Here is a 14,937-nt window from a genome sequence, read left to right as displayed (position 1 = left end):
CCCGGTGCATGTGGCGGCCCGTTTCCGAGAGGACACACCGATGTACTTCACCGACCGCGGCATCGAGGAACTGGTCGAACGCCGGGGCGACGAGCAGGTCAGCCTGGAGTGGCTGGGCGAGCGGCTGCGCGACTTCGTCGACCTGAACCCGGAGTTCGAGACCCCCGTCGAGCGCTTCGCCACCTGGCTCGCCCGCCTCGACGACATCGACGAGGACTGACCGTCACCGCTTGACGTCCGACCGTTCCGTCACGTCCACTGGAGAGCAAGCGTCCAGGGTGGGTCCGACGGGACGCGCCGGACCACACGCCACCTGACGCCAGGGAGGCGGAAGTGAACCCCGTAGCCCGCAAGCCGCCGCAGGACGCGCTGACCGTCCGCCGCCTGCGCCTCGGCATCGGTGCGGTCGGCATCGCCCTGCCGATCGTGCTGGTGGTCGGCCACCTCATCATGGCCGGCCGACCCTCGCTGCTCGACTCGCTCAGCGGCTACTACCACACGGAGATGCGGGATGTCTTCGTCGGCAGCCTCTGCGCGATCGGGGTGTTCCTCATCAGCTACCGCTACCGCTGGCCGGAGGACCTGCTGAGCACCGTCGCCGGGGTGCTGGCGATCGCGGTCGCCCTCTTTCCCACCGCGACCGAAGCTCCGGTCCGCGCCGCCAGCGCCACCCACCGGTGGATCGCCGTGGTGCACCAGATCTCGGCCGCGGCGCTGTTCGCCCTCCTCGCCGTCTTCTGCCTGTTCCTCTTCACCCGGCCGGACCGGGCCGGCGTGCCGCCCCGAGCGTCGGCCACCCGGTTCTACCGGACCTGCGGCGGGCTGATCCTGCTGGCGATCACGCTCGGCCTGGCCAGCAACGCGCTGCCCCACGACGTCCGGGACACACTCAAGCCGCTGCTCTGGTGCGAGGCGGTCGCCGTGTTCGCCTTCGGCGCCGCGTGGCTCGCCAAGAGCGACGCGCTCTTCCGGGCGTCGGAGATACCCGAGGTAGCGACGCCACCGGACCCGGCTGCCGCGCCCGCCGCGTCCTGACTCACCGGGGCGGACCCGGGCACAACGAACCGGGGCACCGCGATCTTTTGACGTCCTCGCCGCCCTGAAGGTCGGCGATTCCAGTCACGCTGCGCGTGGCCCGCGCGGCGTTCTGGTGGGTTACCGTTTCGCTGCGCGGTGCCGGGATTGCTCCTGGTCTTACCTGCGCTCCACGGTCGATGAAGCCCGCCCGTCCGGCGGCCTTGATGTTGATGGCGGCATTGACGTCCCGGTCGTGGTGACTGCCGCACGGGCAGTCCCATGACCGGACGTTCAACGCCATCTTGTCGTTGACGCGACCGCAATCCGAGCACATGCGAGTGGACGGGAAGAACCGGTCCACTCGGCCGAAAGTCCGCCCGTACCGGGCCGCCTTGTATTGCAGCATGGCGGTGAAGCTGGTCCAGCCCGCGTCGTGCACGGACCTGGCCAACCTTGTCCGGCCAAGACCGACAACAGCAAGGTCCTCGACGTACACCGCTTGGTTGTCGCGGATGATCGCCGTGGACAGCTTGTGCTGCCAGTCTCGCCGGGTGTCGGCCACCTTGGCGTGAGCCTTGGCAACCGCGATGACGGCCTTCTTGCGCCGGTTGGAGCCCTTGGTCTTGCGAGACAAGTCTCGCTGTAATCGCTTGAGCTTGCGGGCGGCGCGGCGCAAGAACTTCGGCGCGGTCACCTTCGTGCCGTCCGAGAAAACCGCGAAGTGGGTCAGACCCAGGTCGATACCGACCTGCGACTCGACCGCCGGCAGGGTCTCATCCTCGGCCGTCCGCACGACGAACGAGGCGAAATACCGTCCGGCCGCGTCCTTGATCACCGTGACCGATGACGGCTCGGACGGCAAATCCCGCGACCAGCGCACCGCGACGTCGCCGATCTTCGGCAGTCGCAGGCGGCCGCTGTCGAGGATCTTGAACCGGGCGTTGCGGGTGAACCGGATCGCCTGGCGGTTGTCCTTGCGGGACCAGAACCTCGGCGGGGCCACTTTCCGCCCGGCCCGTTTGCCCGTGATCGAGTTGAAGAAGTTGCGGTATGCGGTGTTCAGATCAGCCAGGGCCTGCTGCAACACGACCGCCGACACCTCGCCCAGCCAGGCCCGTTGCGGGGTGCCCTTGGCCTGGGTGATGACCATCTTCGACAGGTCGGCGTCGGAGATGTACTTCTCGCCGTTCTCCCGCGCCGTCTGGCGGGCGCGCAATCCGTCATTGAAGACCACGCGGGCGCACCCGAACGCCTGCGCCAGCGCGGTGCGCTGGGCGGCGTCCGGATAGAGCCGGAACCGGTAGCGGAGCTGCACATCGATGACCCTATCGTTGGTCTATGGCTTCGATCCAGAACATTCGCACTGGCAGACACTGCGTCTTTCTCCTGCATGCCCACTTGGTCTTCATCACCAAGTTCCGGCACAAGGTGTTTGCCGACCGGCACCTGACCCGGCTGGAGGAGATCATGCGAGACGTGTGCGCGGACTTCGAGGTCGAGCTAACCGAGTTCAACGGTGAAGGCGAGCACGTGCATATGCTGGTCAACTACCCACCCAAGGTCGCCGTGTCCCGGCTGGTCAACAGCCTCAAGGGCGTGTCCTCGCGCCGGATGCGGCAGGAGTTCCCCGAGCTGGCCCGGCACTACTGGCGAGGCAACAAGCTCTGGTCCGGCTCGTACTTCGCAGGCTCACTCGACGGCGCACCGCTGACCATCCTGCGGCAGTACATCGAGCAGCAGAACCATCCGGGTTAAGGCACGGCTCGGGCCCGGCGGCCCTCCCCGCGCGGGCCTTCACCCCCGCCCTGACCGGCGGAGCGCGGCCCGCATCTTGGTAGCTTGGTTCTCGTGGCCCGCAGTGTCTATGTGACCAGCGTGGGGTCCGGCGGGGGAAAGTCCACCATCGCCCTCGGCCTCGCGGAACTTCTCTCCCGGCAGGTGGAGCGGATCGGCGCGTTCCGACCGCTGGTCGCCGGCGGCGGCCCCGATCCGATCCTCGCCCTGCTCACCGACCGGTACCGGGTGGAACTCCCGGTCGACGAGCTCGCCGGCAGCACCTACGCGGAGGCGTCGGCGCTGGTCGCGGACGGCCGGCGGGAGGAGTTGATCTCCCGCATCGTCGAACGCTACCGAAACGTCGAGCGGCGCTGCCCCGCCCTGGTCGTGGTGGGCAGCGACTTCGCCGACGGGGACGGCGCGGGCCCGCGCGAGCTGGCCTTCAACGCCCGGCTGGCCACCGAGTTCGGCAGCGTCGTGGTGCCCGTGGTCGACGGCTTCGGGCAGGAGCCGGAGGCGATCGCGGCGGCGGCCCGCGGGGCGTACCACGACCTGGAGGACCTGGGCGCGACCGTGCTGGCGGTGATCGCCAACCGGGTGCCCGGGCCGATGACGCTGCCCGAGCTGCCCGTCCCCGCGTACGCCATCCCGGAGGTGCCGACCGTGTCGGCGCCGACGGTGGCCGAGGTGGCGGCGGCCCTCGGCGCCACCCTGCTGGCCGGCGACGACGCCGCGCTCGACCGGGACGTGCTCGACTACGTGGTGGGCGCAGCGCACGTGCCGACCCTGCTCGACCACCTGACCGACGGCGCGCTGGTGATCACCCCGGGCGACCGGGCCGACCTGCTGGTCGCGGCGAGCGCCGCGCACGTGGCCGGTCAGGCCTCGGTGGCCGGGCTGGTGCTCACCCTCGGCGAGCAGCCCGACCCGCGGGCGATGCGGGTGGTCGAGGGGCTGAACACCGGTCTCGCCGTGCTCTCGGTGACCAGCGACAGCTACGACACGGTGGCCGCGTCCAGCCGGATCGAGGGCCGCCCGAGCGTCGACAACCCGCGCAAGGTGGAGGCCGCGCTCGGCGCCTTCGAACGCTGCGTGGACACCGTCGACCTGGCCCGCCGGCTGCGGGTCAGCCGCTCCGAGCGGGTCACCCCGCTGATGTTCGAGAACGACCTGATCGACCGGGCCCGGGCGAACCGCCGCCGGCTGGTGCTGCCGGAGGGCACCGAGGAGCGCATCCTGCGCGCGGCGGAGATCCTGCTGCGCCGGGGCGTCGCCGACCTGACCCTGCTCGGCCGCTCCGACGAGATCGCCCGGCGCACCCGGGAGCTGGGCGTCGACATCGGCGACGCCGAGGTGGTCGACCCCGCTGCCAGCGGCTGGCGGGACGAGTTCGCCGCCGAGTACGCGAAGCTGCGCGCGCACCGGGGCGTCACCGTCGAGCTGGCCCACGACATCGTGGCGCAGCCCAACTACTTCGGCACCATGATGGTGCGGACCGGCCACGCCGACGGCATGGTCTCCGGGGCCACCCACACCACCGCCGCCACCATCCGGCCAGCCTTCGAGATCATCCGCACCGTGCCGGGCGTCTCGGTCGCCTCCAGCGTCTTCTTCATGCTGCTCGCCGACCGGGTGCTGGTCTACGGGGACTGCGCGGTCAACCGCGACCCCGACGCCGCCCAGCTCGCCGACATCGCCACCTCGTCGGCCGACACGGCCGCCCGGTTCGGCATCGAGCCGCGGGTGGCGATGCTGTCGTACTCGACCGGCAGCTCGGGCGCCGGCGCGGACGTGGAGAAGGTCGCCGCGGCCACCAAGCTGGTCCGCGAACGCCGGCCGGAGCTGCTGGTCGAAGGCCCGATCCAGTACGACGCGGCGATCGACCCGCAGGTCGCGGCCACGAAGCTGCCGGACAGCCCGGTGGCCGGGCGGGCCACGGTCTTCATCTTCCCGGACCTGAACACCGGCAACAACACCTACAAGGCGGTCCAGCGCTCGGCCGGCGCGGTGGCGGTCGGCCCGGTGATGCAGGGCCTGCGCCGGCCGGTGAACGACCTGTCCCGGGGCGCGACCGTCCCGGACATCGTCAACACCGTCGCCATCACCGCCATCCAGGCCGCCGTGGAGGCGTCATGAGCAAGGTTCTCGTCCTGAACTGCGGGTCGTCGTCCGTCAAGTACCGGCTGTACGACAACGACGAGGTCCGCGACAAGGGCACCGTCGAGCGGGTGGGCGAGCCGGGCGGCGGGCCGGCGGACCACGAGACCGCGGTACGGGGGATCATCGACCGGCTGGACCTGACCGGGCTGGCGGCGGTCGGGCACCGGGTGGTGCACGGCGGGCGGAAGTTCAGCGAGCCGGTGCTGATCGACGACGGGGTGCTCACCGCGATCGAAGACCTGGTCCCGCTCGCCCCGCTGCACAACCCGGCCAACCTGGCCGGCATCCGGGTGGCCCGCGAGGCGCTGCCGGACGTGCCGCAGGTCGCCGTCTTCGACACCGCGTTCCACCACACCCTGCCGGAGGCCGCCGCCACCTACGCGATCGACCGGGACACCGCCCAGCGGCACGGCGTCCGGCGTTACGGCTTCCACGGGACCTCGCACGCGTACGTCTCCCGGCGCACGGCGGAGCTGCTGAACCGGCCGTACGAGGAGATCAACGTCATCACCCTGCACCTGGGCAACGGGGCCAGCGCATGCGCGATCCGGGGTGGCGAGAGCGTGGCCACCTCGATGGGGATGTCGCCGCTGGAGGGCCTGGTGATGGGGACCCGCAGCGGCGACCTCGACCCGACGGTGATCTTCCACCTGCGCCGGGAGGGCGGGATGACCGTCGACGACATCGACGACCTGCTCAACCACCGCAGCGGCCTGCTCGGCCTGACCGGGGTCAACGACATGCGCGAGGTGCTGGCCCGCCGGGACGCCGGGGACGCCGCCGCCGCACTCGCCTTCGATGTCTACTGCCGCCGGATCACCGGCTACGTCGGCGGGTACTACGCCCTGCTCGGGCGGGTCGACGCGGTCACCTTCACCGCCGGGGTGGGCGAGCACGCCGCGCCGGTCCGCGCCGCCGCGCTGACCGGGCTGGACCGACTCGGCATCGCCGTCGACCCGGCGCGCAACGCCGGCAGCGGCGACCGGGTGATCTCGCCGGACGGGGCCGAGGTGGCGGTCTGCGTCGTCGGCACCGACGAGGAGCGGGAGATCGCCCGGGAGACCCGGGCCGTGGTGGCCGCCCACCACTGACCCGGGCCGGGCTCAGCCCAGCGCGAGCCAGGCGACCACGGCCACCAGCAGCACCACGACCACGCTGCCGATGATCAGCGGGAGGCGGGACGGCGCGGCGGCCGGGGCGGCAGCCTCGGGCGCGTGGACGAAGGCGCGGAACTGCTCGGTGTTGCCGCTCGGGTCGGTGTAGTTCTCAGACATGCCGGTGACCCTAGCGAAGCCCGCCGACGCCGGCCGTCCCGCCGGGCCCGTGGCGCCAGGTCGGGGCCGGCCGGCGGAGCCGTACCGACCGGGTGGTGACCGCGGCCGGTCCGGACGGCGGGGCCGACCGGACCACCGGGCCGCCTACCGTGGAACGGTGGGGGTGCAGCGGCTGGTCGCCGCGCTGGTGACGGCGCTGCTGGCCGGCTGCGGTTCGGCCACCGCCGCGACCGGCGGGCCAGCGCCCGGCGCCCCGTCCTCGCCCGCCCCGGCGCGCAGCTGGCCGATCGGGGTGCGGCAGCTCACCGTCGACCCGGACGGCTCGCGACCACTTCCGGTCACGGTCTGGTACCCGGCCAGCCGGGCCGGCCCCCGCGACCCGGTTGGCCTGGTCGGTGCGGCGACGGCCGGGCCGGTGCCGATGTTCGGCGCGCCCGTCGCGGCGGGACGCTTCCCGGTCGTGGTCTACAGCCACGGCCTGCGTAGCCTTCCCGAACTGCACGCCCCGCTGACCACCCGGTGGGCCGCCGCCGGCTTCGTGGTGGTCGCCCCGACCTATCCCCGCACCAACCTGCACGCCCCGGAGTTCACCCGGGCCGACGTGCGCAACCAGCCCGCCGACGGGTGGCGGCTCATCCGCCACCTGACGCGCCTCGACACCCGCCGGGACGACCCGCTCGCCGGTCACCTGGCCGTCGACCGGATCGCCGCGGCCGGCCACTCGGCGGGCGGCTTCACCACGGCCGGCATGTTCACCTCGGGCCACTCGGCGCGACTGCGCGCCGGCATCGTCATCGCCGGCGGCGGGCTGGCCGGCGGCCTCGCCGGCCGGCCCGCGCCGCTGCTCTTCGTGCACGGCGGCGCCGACCCGATCGTGCCGGAGTCCGTCGGCCGCGCCGCGTACGCCCGGGCGACCGGGCCGGCTGCCTTCCTGAGCCTGCCCGGGCAGGGTCACGGCGAGTACCTGGCCCCGGACCACCCCGGATTTCCCCAGGTCCTCGCCACCACCACCGACCCCCCATGTCTACTTCTCGGCGTGATGACTGTCAGGCATATTTATGCCTGACAGTCATCACGCTCTCCGGAGCCGTCACGCCGGCAACCACCGGCCCGAGCCGCAGGCTTACCTCCTGTCCGGTCGCGGGCCCACCTCGGCAGCCAGCGCCCCGGCCACCATCGGCCCGAGCCACCACGCTGCGGCAGCCGCCGACCCAGCCGCGGCAGCAGAGGGGGCGGATCGCCGATCCGGTCACGCTCCGTGCGATGTCGGGCCGGCACTCCGGCGGCGCGAGGCACAATCGTCTTCATGTCCCGTCGCCGTACCTCCGCCCTGGCCGCCGCCGCCCTGCTCACCGTGGGCCTGGCCGGCTGCTCGGGCGGTGCCGCGCCGACCGTGCGCAGCGTCCCGACCGCGCCGCCGAAGGCGACCACCCCCGCGCCCCGGGTACCCGCCGGGCACGCCCCCACCGAGGCCTTCGCGGTCGGCGTACGGCAGCTGAAGCTGAACCGCGACGGCGACCGGTCCCTCCCGGTGACCATCTGGTACCCGGCCCGCGGCGCGGCCGGCGGCACGCCGGAGCGCTCGGCACCGGCCGCGACCGGCCGGTTCCCGGTGGTGATGTTCAGCCACGGCCTGGGCGCCCGGCCGGAGGACTACCAGCTGTTGCTGAGCCGCTGGGCGGCGGCGGGTTTCGTGGTCGCCGCGCCACGGTTCCCGCACACCGGCACGGGCGGCGACGGCAACGTGCTCGACGTGCTCAACCAGCCGGCCGACGTGTCGTACGCGCTGACCCAGGTGCTCGCCCTCGACGCGAAGGCCGGCGATCCGCTGCGCGGCCGGCTGGATGCCGGGCGGGTGGCCGCGGCGGGGCACAGCGCCGGTGGGGTGACCACCATCGGGCTCTTCACCGCCGGCCGGGACGAGCGGCTGGACGCCGGCATCGTCTTCGCCGGGGCGGCGCTCGGGGTCGGCACCACCTTCGCCGGTGCCGCCGCGCCGCAGCTCTTCGTGCACGGCGAGGCGGATGAGGTGGTGAACTACGCCGCCGGCAAGGCGGCCTACGACGCGGTGCCCTGGCCGAAGGCCATGCTCAGCCTGCCGAAGGGCGACCACGGCCGAGCCCTGCTCACCGACGGCAAGGCGCTGCGGGTGGTCTCCGACACCACCGTCGAGTTCCTCCGCTGGACCCTCTACGGCGACGCGAAGGCCAAGGGCCGCCTCCCCGCCGACGCCACCCGAGGCCACCTGGCCACCCTCGACGACCACCTGTAAGGAGTGGCTCTCTGTTAACGCCTCCGGTAGCGCAGGGGCCCCTTCTTGGCACTCAGGCGGTGTGGTCGACGACGACCTTGCCGAAGACGTCGCCGGAGGCGAGGCGGGCGAAGGCGTCCTCGATCCGGCTGAACGGCACCACGCTGTCCACCACCGGGCGCACCTCGTGCTCGGCGCAGAACGAGAGCAGCTCGGTCAGCTCGTCCGGGGTGCCCATCGAGGTGCCGAGGATCTCCAACTGCATGGCGAAGACCCGCCGCAGGTTGACCTTGGGCTCGTACCCGGCGGTGGCGCCGGAGACGACGATCCGGGCCATCGGCGCGGCCGACTTCAGGGAGTGGTCGAAGGTCGCCCCGCCGACCGTCTCGATCACCACGTCGACCCGCTCGGGCACCCGGGCGCCGGGTTCCAGCGCGGTCGCCCCCAGTTCGGTGATCCGCTCCCGCTTGGCCGCGTCCCGGCTGGTCGCGTACACCCGCTTGCCCAGCGCGACGCCGAGCGCGACGGCCGCGGTGGCCACGCCGCCGCCGGCGCCCTGGACCAGCACCGACTCGCCCTCGTCGACCCGACCCTTGGTGGTGAGCATCCGCCACGCCGTCAGCCAGGCCGTCGGCAGGCACGCCGCGTCGGTCGCCGCCAGCCCGGTGGGCAGCGGCAGCAGGTTCATCCGGGGTACGGCCACCCGCTCGGCGAAGGTGCCGGGGAAGTACTCGGAGAGGATGGAGACCCCGCGGGGGTCACCCGGGGTGGGCACGACCGGGTAGATGACCACCTCGTTGCCGTCCGGGTCGGTCCCGACCGCGTCGCAGCCGAGGATCATCGGCAGCTGGTCCGGGCCGAGCCCCACCCCGCGCAACGACCAGAGGTCGTGGTGGTTGAGCGAGCTGGCCCGCACCTGCACGGTGACCCAGTCGTCCTGGGTGTGGGCGGGCTCGGGGCGGTCGCCCACGCTGAGCGCGGCGAGCGGGTTGTCGGCGTCGAGGCTCGAGGCATAGGCGGCACGCATGATCCGCACCGTAACAAGCTGAGCGCCCGTTAAGAAGGGCGAACGGGCCGGGGACGCCCCCGGCCCGCTCGTGGGTACGTCAGCGGCGGGCGACGCCGTCGCGACGGGCGGCCTCGGCCACCGCCTCGGCGACGGCGGGGGCGACCCGCGGGTCCAACGGGGAGGGCACGATCGCCTCGGCGGTCAGCGACTCGGCGACCACGCCGGCGATCGCGTCGGCGGCGGCCACCTTCATCCCCTCGGTGATCCGGGTGGCCCGGGCGTCCAGCGCGCCCCGGAACACGCCGGGGAAGGCGAGCACGTTGTTGATCTGGTTGGGGTAGTCGCTGCGCCCGGTGGCCACCACCGCCACGTGCCGGGCCGCCACCTCGGGATGCACCTCGGGGGTGGGGTTGGCCAGCGCGAAGACGATGCCGCCGGGTGCCATCCCGACCACCGCCGCCTCCGGGATCTGCCCGCCGGACACGCCGACCAGGACGTCCGCGCCGCGCAGCGCCTCGGTGATGTCACCCTGCCGGCCCTCGGCGTTGGTGGTCTCCGCCAGCTCGGCCTTGGTCCCGGTCAGCTCGCGGTGCCGGCCGATGATCCCCTTGGAGTCGCAGACCACCACCTGGTCCGGGTTCACTCCCCCGGCGACCAGCATCTTCGTCACGGCCACCCCGGCCGCGCCGGCACCGCTGACCGCGACCCGCAGGTCGCCGAGCTTGCGGTTGAGCAGGGTGGCGGCGTTGCGCAGCGCGGCCAGCACCACGATCGCGGTGCCGTGCTGGTCGTCGTGGAAGACCGGGATGGGCAGTTCCTCGTCCAGCCGGCGCTCCACCTCGAAGCAGCGGGGGGCGCTGATGTCCTCCAGGTTGATCCCGCCGAACGAGGGGGCGAGCGCCTTCACCGTCGCCACGATCTCGTCCACGTCCTGGGTGTCCAGGCAGATCGGCACGGCGTCCACGCCGGCGAACTGCTTGAACAGCACCGCCTTGCCCTCCATCACCGGCAGCGCCGCGCGGGGGCCGATGTTGCCCAGGCCGAGTACGGCGGAACCGTCGGTGACCACGGCGACGGCGTGCGACACCCAGGTGTAGTCGTCGGCGAGGGCAGGGTCGGCGGCGATCGCCTCGCACACCCGGGCAACCCCGGGGGTGTACGCGAGGGAGAGGTCTTCCCGGCTGGTGAGCGGGACGGTCGAGGCGACGGCCATCTTGCCGCCGACGTGCAGCCGGAAGACGGGATCAGCGGGGTCCACGGTGGACGAAGGCATTGGTGACTCCAGGATCTGTCGAGCAGACGGACCGGCCGGCTCGGGCGCGAGGTCAGCGGCGAGCGGGGCGGGCGGTGCGGGGGGTCACCCGGGCACTTTTCGAGCATAGTGGCGCACCCGGAGCGACGATGTGAGCGGGGTCATATCCGCCGGTCGCGCACCCGACCCGGCCGGGGCCAGTACCGGACCACCACCCGGCCCCGGACGTCGGCCACGCCGTACGCCCGGGAGTCGTCGGCGACCAGGTCGTTGTCGCCGCGTACCCACCAGCCGCCGTCCTGCGGGCGGACCGCGCGCTTCACGACCAGCAGGTCGGGACGGCTGCGGAAGACCGCCACCACCACGTCGCCGGGGCGGACCGCGCGACCGCCGGTGCGCACCAGCACCGCGTCGCCGTGCCGCAGCGTCGGGGCCATGGACGGCCCGGTGACCAGCACGGGCACCAGCGGCCCGCGCAGCCGGGGCGCGGCGGCGTCGTGGGGGTCGGTCATCGGGTTTCACCTCCCGCCCGACGGGGAGCATGTCCAGGAGTAATGTCGGCTTGGATCATCGCAAACATCCCATGGAGGACCCTGATGCGCCTTCCTCGCATCCTTTCGCCCCGTGTGACCGCCAGCGCGCACTGCGACCTGCCGTGCGGCGTGTACGACCCGGCGCAGGCCCGGATCGAGGCCGAGTCGGTCAAAATGATCTGCGAGAAGTACCAGGCGAACACCGACCCGGAGTTCCGCACCCGGGCCATCATCATCAAGGAGCAGCGCGCCGAGCTGGTCAAGCACCACCTGTGGGTGCTGTGGACCGACTACTTCAAGCCGGCGCACTTCGAGAAGTACCCGAACCTGCACACGCTCTTCAACGAGGCCACGAAGATGGCCGGCGCGGCCGGCGCCAAGGGCGCCACCGACCCCACCAAGGCGGACCAGCTGCTGCAGAAGATCGACGAGATCTCCAAGATCTTCTGGGAGACCAAGAAGGCGTGACCCTGGCCGCCCAGGCACCGACGATCCGGCCGGCGCGTCCCGAGGACGTGCCGGCCGTCGTCGCGATGGTGCACGAACTCGCCGAGTACGAGCGCGCCCCGGAGCAGTGCCACCTGACCGCCGAGCAGTTGGCCGCCGCCCTGTTCGGGCCGGCGCCGGCGCTGTTCGGGCACGTCGCGGTGGACGACCGGGACGTGCCACTCGGCTTCGCGCTGTGGTTCCTGAACTTCTCCACCTGGGAAGGCGTGCACGGCATCTACCTGGAGGACCTGTACGTCCGCCCGGCCGCCCGGGGCAGCGGCGCGGGCCGGCTGCTGCTGGCCACCCTCGCCGCGCTCTGCGTCGAGCGGGGCTACCGGCGGCTCGACTGGTGGATGATCGACTGGAATCCGGCGGCCGGCTTCTACGCCACGATCGGGGCGACGCCGATGGACGAATGGGTGCCGTACCGGCTCACCGGCCCGGCGCTGCACGGCCTCGCCGCGCAGGCGACCGCCGCGCCGCACCCGGACGCCTGACCGGGTAGAGTCCCGGACCGGGGGGATGAGGCGTGACTCAACTGACCGGCCAGCCGACCACCGAAGACGACGTGGTGCACCTCACCGTGCCCGCCGACGGCGGTTACCTCGGCGTGCTCCGCACCGCCACGGCGGGTCTCGCGGCCCGCCTACAGTTCGCCCTCGACGAGATCGAGGACCTGCGCATCGCCGTCGACGAGGCGTGCGCGATGCTGCTCGCCATCGCCACCCGCAACGCCGAGCTGGAGTGCCGCTTCGCGGTCACCGACGACGCGCTGACCGTCGAGGTGACCGTGCCGACCGTCCGGGGCGCCACGCTCCCGTCCGAGTCGTCCTTCGCCTGGAAGGTGCTCACCGCGCTGACCACGTCGGCCTCCGCGAATGCGGCCGACGGCCGGGCCACCATCTCGCTGCTCACCCGCCGCGCCTCCGGCTACTGACCGGCTGCCCCGGCACCCCAGGGTGCCCGGGGTCACTCGAAGCCGAGCGCCCGGTTGGTCGGCGGGCTGACCAGCAGGCCGGTGACGCCCAGGCCGAGGGCCATCAGCGGCACGCCCAGCCAGCCCATCCCGCCCTGGATCATGTACCAGCCGATCGGCAGCAGCATGAGCTGGAGCACGATGGCCGGGGCCCGGGCGCCGCTCTTGCGGCGGGCCAACGCGCCGCCGAGGGCCCACAGCGCCGCCGCACCGGCGACCGCGAACGCCGTGACCAGCAGCGCCGAGGTGAGGACGGTCGTGGTGGCGGTGAGGTCGGACCAGATCAGCCAGACCGCGACCAGGCCGAGCGCGACGGCCTCGGCGCGCAGCAGGCGTACCGCCCAACGGAGAGTGTCGGGGATCGGCGCGGAGTCGATGGTCACGCGCGACACGATACCCGTGGGTAGGCGCGGTACAGTGCCGCCCATGCGGGCCGTCCTGGTGGTCAATCCGAAGGCCACCACCACCAGCGAACGCAGCCGGGACGTCCTGGTCCGGGCGTTGCGCAGCGAAGTCGACCTGTCGGTGCGGTACACCCGCCGGCGGGGCCACGCCATGGACCTGGCCCGGGAGGCCGCCGAGGAGGGCGTCGACCTGGTGGTCACGCTCGGTGGCGACGGCACGGTCAACGAGGTGGTGAACGGCCTGATGGCGGCCGAGCCGCCGACGTTCCGGACCGGCGACCCGCCGGCGGAGCGACTGCCCGCCCTGGCCACCGTCCCCGGCGGGTCGACGAACGTCTTCGCCCGAGCGCTGGGACTGCCCCGGGAGTGGCCGGAGGGGACCAGCATGATCCTGGAGGGGCTGCGCCTGGGCCGTTCCCGGACGATCGGCCTGGGCCGGGCGGACGACCGGTACTTCACCTTCTGCGCGGGCTTCGGCGTCGACGCCGCGGTGATCCACCGGGTCGAGCAGGCCCGCCGCAAGGGTCGGGTCTCCACGCCCGGGCTCTACCTCCGGTCGACGGTTGCGCAGTACTTCCTGGGCTCGGACCGGCGGCATCCGGCGATCAGCCTGGAGCGACCGGGCGAGCAGCCGCAGGGCGAGCTGGCGACGGTCATCATCCAGAACACCGCGCCGTGGACGTACCTGGGCGAGCGGGAGATCAACCCGAACCCGGAGGCGTCGTTCGACCTGGGCCTGGACGTGCTGGCGATGCGTCAGCTCCGGGTTGCCAGTACGGCACGGACGGTGACCCAGTCCTTTTCAAGGGAACCCGGTCCCCGCGGCCGTCAGGTTTTGCGGCTGCACGACGTGTCGGAGTTCACCCTGCTCTCGGCCCGTCCGCAGGCTTTTCAGCTCGACGGGGACTACCTTGGCGAGCGGGAGAAAGTTAGATTCACATCCGTTCCGGCCGCACTGAGAGTAATCTGCTAGGTCTCGGGTACTCCCGTCGGTTGACGCGGTCACCCACCGCAGCTTCGCGGTGGCCCGCCACACCGAGGGGTAGGTGCCGGAAATGTCAGCAACGTCACGCAGACCGTACTATATTGATCCTCGACTGTGGCACGCCGGGTAATCAGAGCGCTCTGAAACCCGGACAAAAGGGTGGTGAGCCTGCTCACTGCTCGGAGTTTTTCCGAGCGTCACCCTTGACATCGCGACAGTTCGTGAAAGTATTCACAAGCGAACTTGTGTTACCGGGACATTGCCTGGATATGCTCGGCAGGTTGAGCTGTTCCAGCAGGTCCAGGTGCCCGCAGCCTGCTCACGCAGTGCCGAATTGATGGACGCTTACCGTCACTGATCGGCATTGCGGATGCATATAGGAATAGCACCAAGCGATAATCTGCCACCCATCCAGAATGAGGAGTGTTGCCGCCATGGACTGGCGCCACGATGCCGTCTGCCGCGACGAGGACCCGGAGCTGTTCTTCCCGATCGGGACGTCCGGCCCGGCCCTCCTGCAGGTAGAGCAGGCGAAGGCCGTCTGCCGGCGCTGCCCCGTGACCGACGCCTGCCTGCAGTGGGCGCTCGAGTCCGGTCAGGACGCCGGCGTCTGGGGCGGGATGAGCGAAGAGGAGCGCCGTGCGGTCAAGCGCCGCGGCGGCCTCCGGGTGCTGCGCGCTCACTCCGCCTGATCTCACCGCACAAGCTGTACGCCCCGGCGGGTCATCCCGCCGGGGCGTTGTGCTGTCCGGGGCCGGCACGGCGTTCCGCCGCCCCGACCCGGCCCGCCGCGCCCGGCGCAACGGCGCAT

At 72.3% G+C, this 14,937-nt stretch carries 18 protein-coding genes; 12 read left to right on the top strand and 6 right to left on the bottom strand.

Translation table 11 applies throughout. The features are described from left to right. Positions 1–40 precede the first annotated feature (40 nt). Both OG799_RS34190 and OG799_RS34185 read left to right on the top strand, forming a co-directional pair. The gene (locus OG799_RS34190; RefSeq protein WP_406041260.1) at positions 41–220 is read left to right on the top strand and encodes a DUF6104 family protein; all 180 of its coding nucleotides are present in this window, start codon (positions 41–43) and stop codon (positions 218–220) included. Positions 221–333: 113 nt separating this feature from the next. After that, the gene (locus OG799_RS34185) at positions 334–1,035 is read left to right on the top strand and encodes a DUF998 domain-containing protein (RefSeq protein ID WP_406041258.1); all 702 of its coding nucleotides are present in this window, start codon (positions 334–336) and stop codon (positions 1,033–1,035) included. A 1-nt stretch (position 1,036) separates the two neighbouring features. On the opposite strand, the gene OG799_RS34180 is transcribed toward OG799_RS34185, so the two are convergent. After that, positions 1,037–2,332, bottom strand: coding sequence for an RNA-guided endonuclease InsQ/TnpB family protein (locus tag OG799_RS34180; protein ID WP_406041256.1), 1,296 nt, complete (start codon positions 2,330–2,332; stop codon positions 1,037–1,039). Positions 2,333–2,355: 23 nt separating this feature from the next. Here OG799_RS34180 and tnpA point away from each other — a divergent pair, with 23 nt between their 5' ends. The 3 genes from tnpA to OG799_RS34165 all read left to right on the top strand — a co-directional run bounded on the left by tnpA (position 2,356) and on the right by OG799_RS34165 (position 6,044). Then, positions 2,356–2,772, top strand: a complete 417-nt coding sequence (gene tnpA, locus OG799_RS34175; RefSeq protein ID WP_406041254.1) for an IS200/IS605 family transposase — start codon at positions 2,356–2,358, stop codon at positions 2,770–2,772. A gap of 84 nt (positions 2,773–2,856) precedes the next feature. After that, positions 2,857–4,929 carry a phosphate acetyltransferase gene (gene pta / locus OG799_RS34170; protein ID WP_406041252.1) on the top strand — a complete coding sequence of 691 codons (2,073 nt, stop codon included), beginning with the start codon at positions 2,857–2,859 and terminating at the stop codon, positions 4,927–4,929. Continuing rightward, positions 4,926–6,044 carry an acetate/propionate family kinase gene (locus OG799_RS34165; protein WP_406041250.1) on the top strand — a complete coding sequence of 373 codons (1,119 nt, stop codon included), beginning with the start codon at positions 4,926–4,928 and terminating at the stop codon, positions 6,042–6,044. Before pta ends, OG799_RS34165 begins: the two co-directional genes overlap by 4 nt. A 12-nt stretch (positions 6,045–6,056) precedes the next feature. Here the strand turns inward: OG799_RS34165 and OG799_RS34160 are convergent, their stop codons facing one another. After that, a complete protein-coding gene (locus OG799_RS34160; RefSeq protein ID WP_406041248.1) occupies positions 6,057–6,227 on the bottom strand; it encodes a hypothetical protein in 171 nt (56 codons plus the stop codon). Positions 6,228–6,384: 157 nt separating this feature from the next. Here OG799_RS34160 and OG799_RS34155 point away from each other — a divergent pair, with 157 nt between their 5' ends. Together OG799_RS34155 and OG799_RS34150 are read left to right on the top strand one after the other, a co-directional pair. After that, positions 6,385–7,293: an alpha/beta hydrolase family protein gene (locus tag OG799_RS34155; RefSeq protein WP_406041246.1), complete on the top strand. Its 909-nt coding sequence runs from the start codon at positions 6,385–6,387 to the stop codon at positions 7,291–7,293. Between the two features lie 240 nt (positions 7,294–7,533). Then, positions 7,534–8,499, top strand: coding sequence for an alpha/beta hydrolase family protein (locus OG799_RS34150; RefSeq protein WP_406041244.1), 966 nt, complete (start codon positions 7,534–7,536; stop codon positions 8,497–8,499). A 52-nt stretch (positions 8,500–8,551) separates the two neighbouring features. Here OG799_RS34150 and OG799_RS34145 read toward each other — a convergent pair whose 3' ends face one another. The 3 genes from OG799_RS34145 to OG799_RS34135 all read right to left on the bottom strand — a co-directional run bounded on the left by OG799_RS34145 (position 8,552) and on the right by OG799_RS34135 (position 11,251). Next, positions 8,552–9,514 carry a zinc-binding dehydrogenase gene (locus OG799_RS34145; RefSeq protein ID WP_406041242.1) on the bottom strand — a complete coding sequence of 321 codons (963 nt, stop codon included), beginning with the start codon at positions 9,512–9,514 and terminating at the stop codon, positions 8,552–8,554. 70 nt (positions 9,515–9,584) lie between these two features. Beyond that, positions 9,585–10,760: an NADP-dependent malic enzyme gene (locus tag OG799_RS34140; RefSeq protein WP_406041240.1), complete on the bottom strand. Its 1,176-nt coding sequence runs from the start codon at positions 10,758–10,760 to the stop codon at positions 9,585–9,587. A 140-nt stretch (positions 10,761–10,900) separates the two neighbouring features. Next, positions 10,901–11,251: a S26 family signal peptidase gene (locus OG799_RS34135; protein ID WP_406041238.1), complete on the bottom strand. Its 351-nt coding sequence runs from the start codon at positions 11,249–11,251 to the stop codon at positions 10,901–10,903. Positions 11,252–11,335: 84 nt separating this feature from the next. Here OG799_RS34135 and sodN point away from each other — a divergent pair, with 84 nt between their 5' ends. From sodN to OG799_RS34120, 3 genes are all read left to right on the top strand, one after another. Further along, entirely contained in the window at positions 11,336–11,740 is a 405-nt protein-coding gene (gene sodN / locus OG799_RS34130; protein ID WP_406041236.1) for a superoxide dismutase, Ni, read from the top strand. Between the two features lie 65 nt (positions 11,741–11,805). After that, positions 11,806–12,258: a GNAT family N-acetyltransferase gene (locus OG799_RS34125; RefSeq protein WP_406046486.1), complete on the top strand. Its 453-nt coding sequence runs from the start codon at positions 11,806–11,808 to the stop codon at positions 12,256–12,258. A gap of 32 nt (positions 12,259–12,290) precedes the next feature. Beyond that, positions 12,291–12,698 (top strand): ATP-binding protein, encoded by a 408-nt coding sequence (locus OG799_RS34120; protein WP_406041234.1) that lies wholly within the window; start codon positions 12,291–12,293, stop codon positions 12,696–12,698. A gap of 32 nt (positions 12,699–12,730) precedes the next feature. Here OG799_RS34120 and OG799_RS34115 read toward each other — a convergent pair whose 3' ends face one another. Continuing rightward, positions 12,731–13,120, bottom strand: coding sequence for a hypothetical protein (locus OG799_RS34115; RefSeq protein ID WP_406041232.1), 390 nt, complete (start codon positions 13,118–13,120; stop codon positions 12,731–12,733). 43 nt (positions 13,121–13,163) lie between these two features. Between OG799_RS34115 and OG799_RS34110 the strand changes: the two genes are divergently transcribed. Both OG799_RS34110 and OG799_RS34105 read left to right on the top strand, forming a co-directional pair. Next, complete coding sequence (locus tag OG799_RS34110) at positions 13,164–14,114, top strand: diacylglycerol/lipid kinase family protein (protein ID WP_406041230.1); 951 nt, start codon at positions 13,164–13,166, stop codon at positions 14,112–14,114. Positions 14,115–14,560: 446 nt separating this feature from the next. After that, positions 14,561–14,818: a WhiB family transcriptional regulator gene (locus OG799_RS34105; RefSeq protein WP_334490087.1), complete on the top strand. Its 258-nt coding sequence runs from the start codon at positions 14,561–14,563 to the stop codon at positions 14,816–14,818. The last annotated feature ends 119 nt before the right edge of the window (positions 14,819–14,937 follow it).

It is taken from the genome of Micromonospora sp. NBC_00898, assembly GCF_045207895.1.
Taxonomy (GTDB): domain Bacteria; phylum Actinomycetota; class Actinomycetes; order Mycobacteriales; family Micromonosporaceae; genus Micromonospora.
This window is presented reverse-complemented; position numbering and strand designations above follow the sequence as displayed.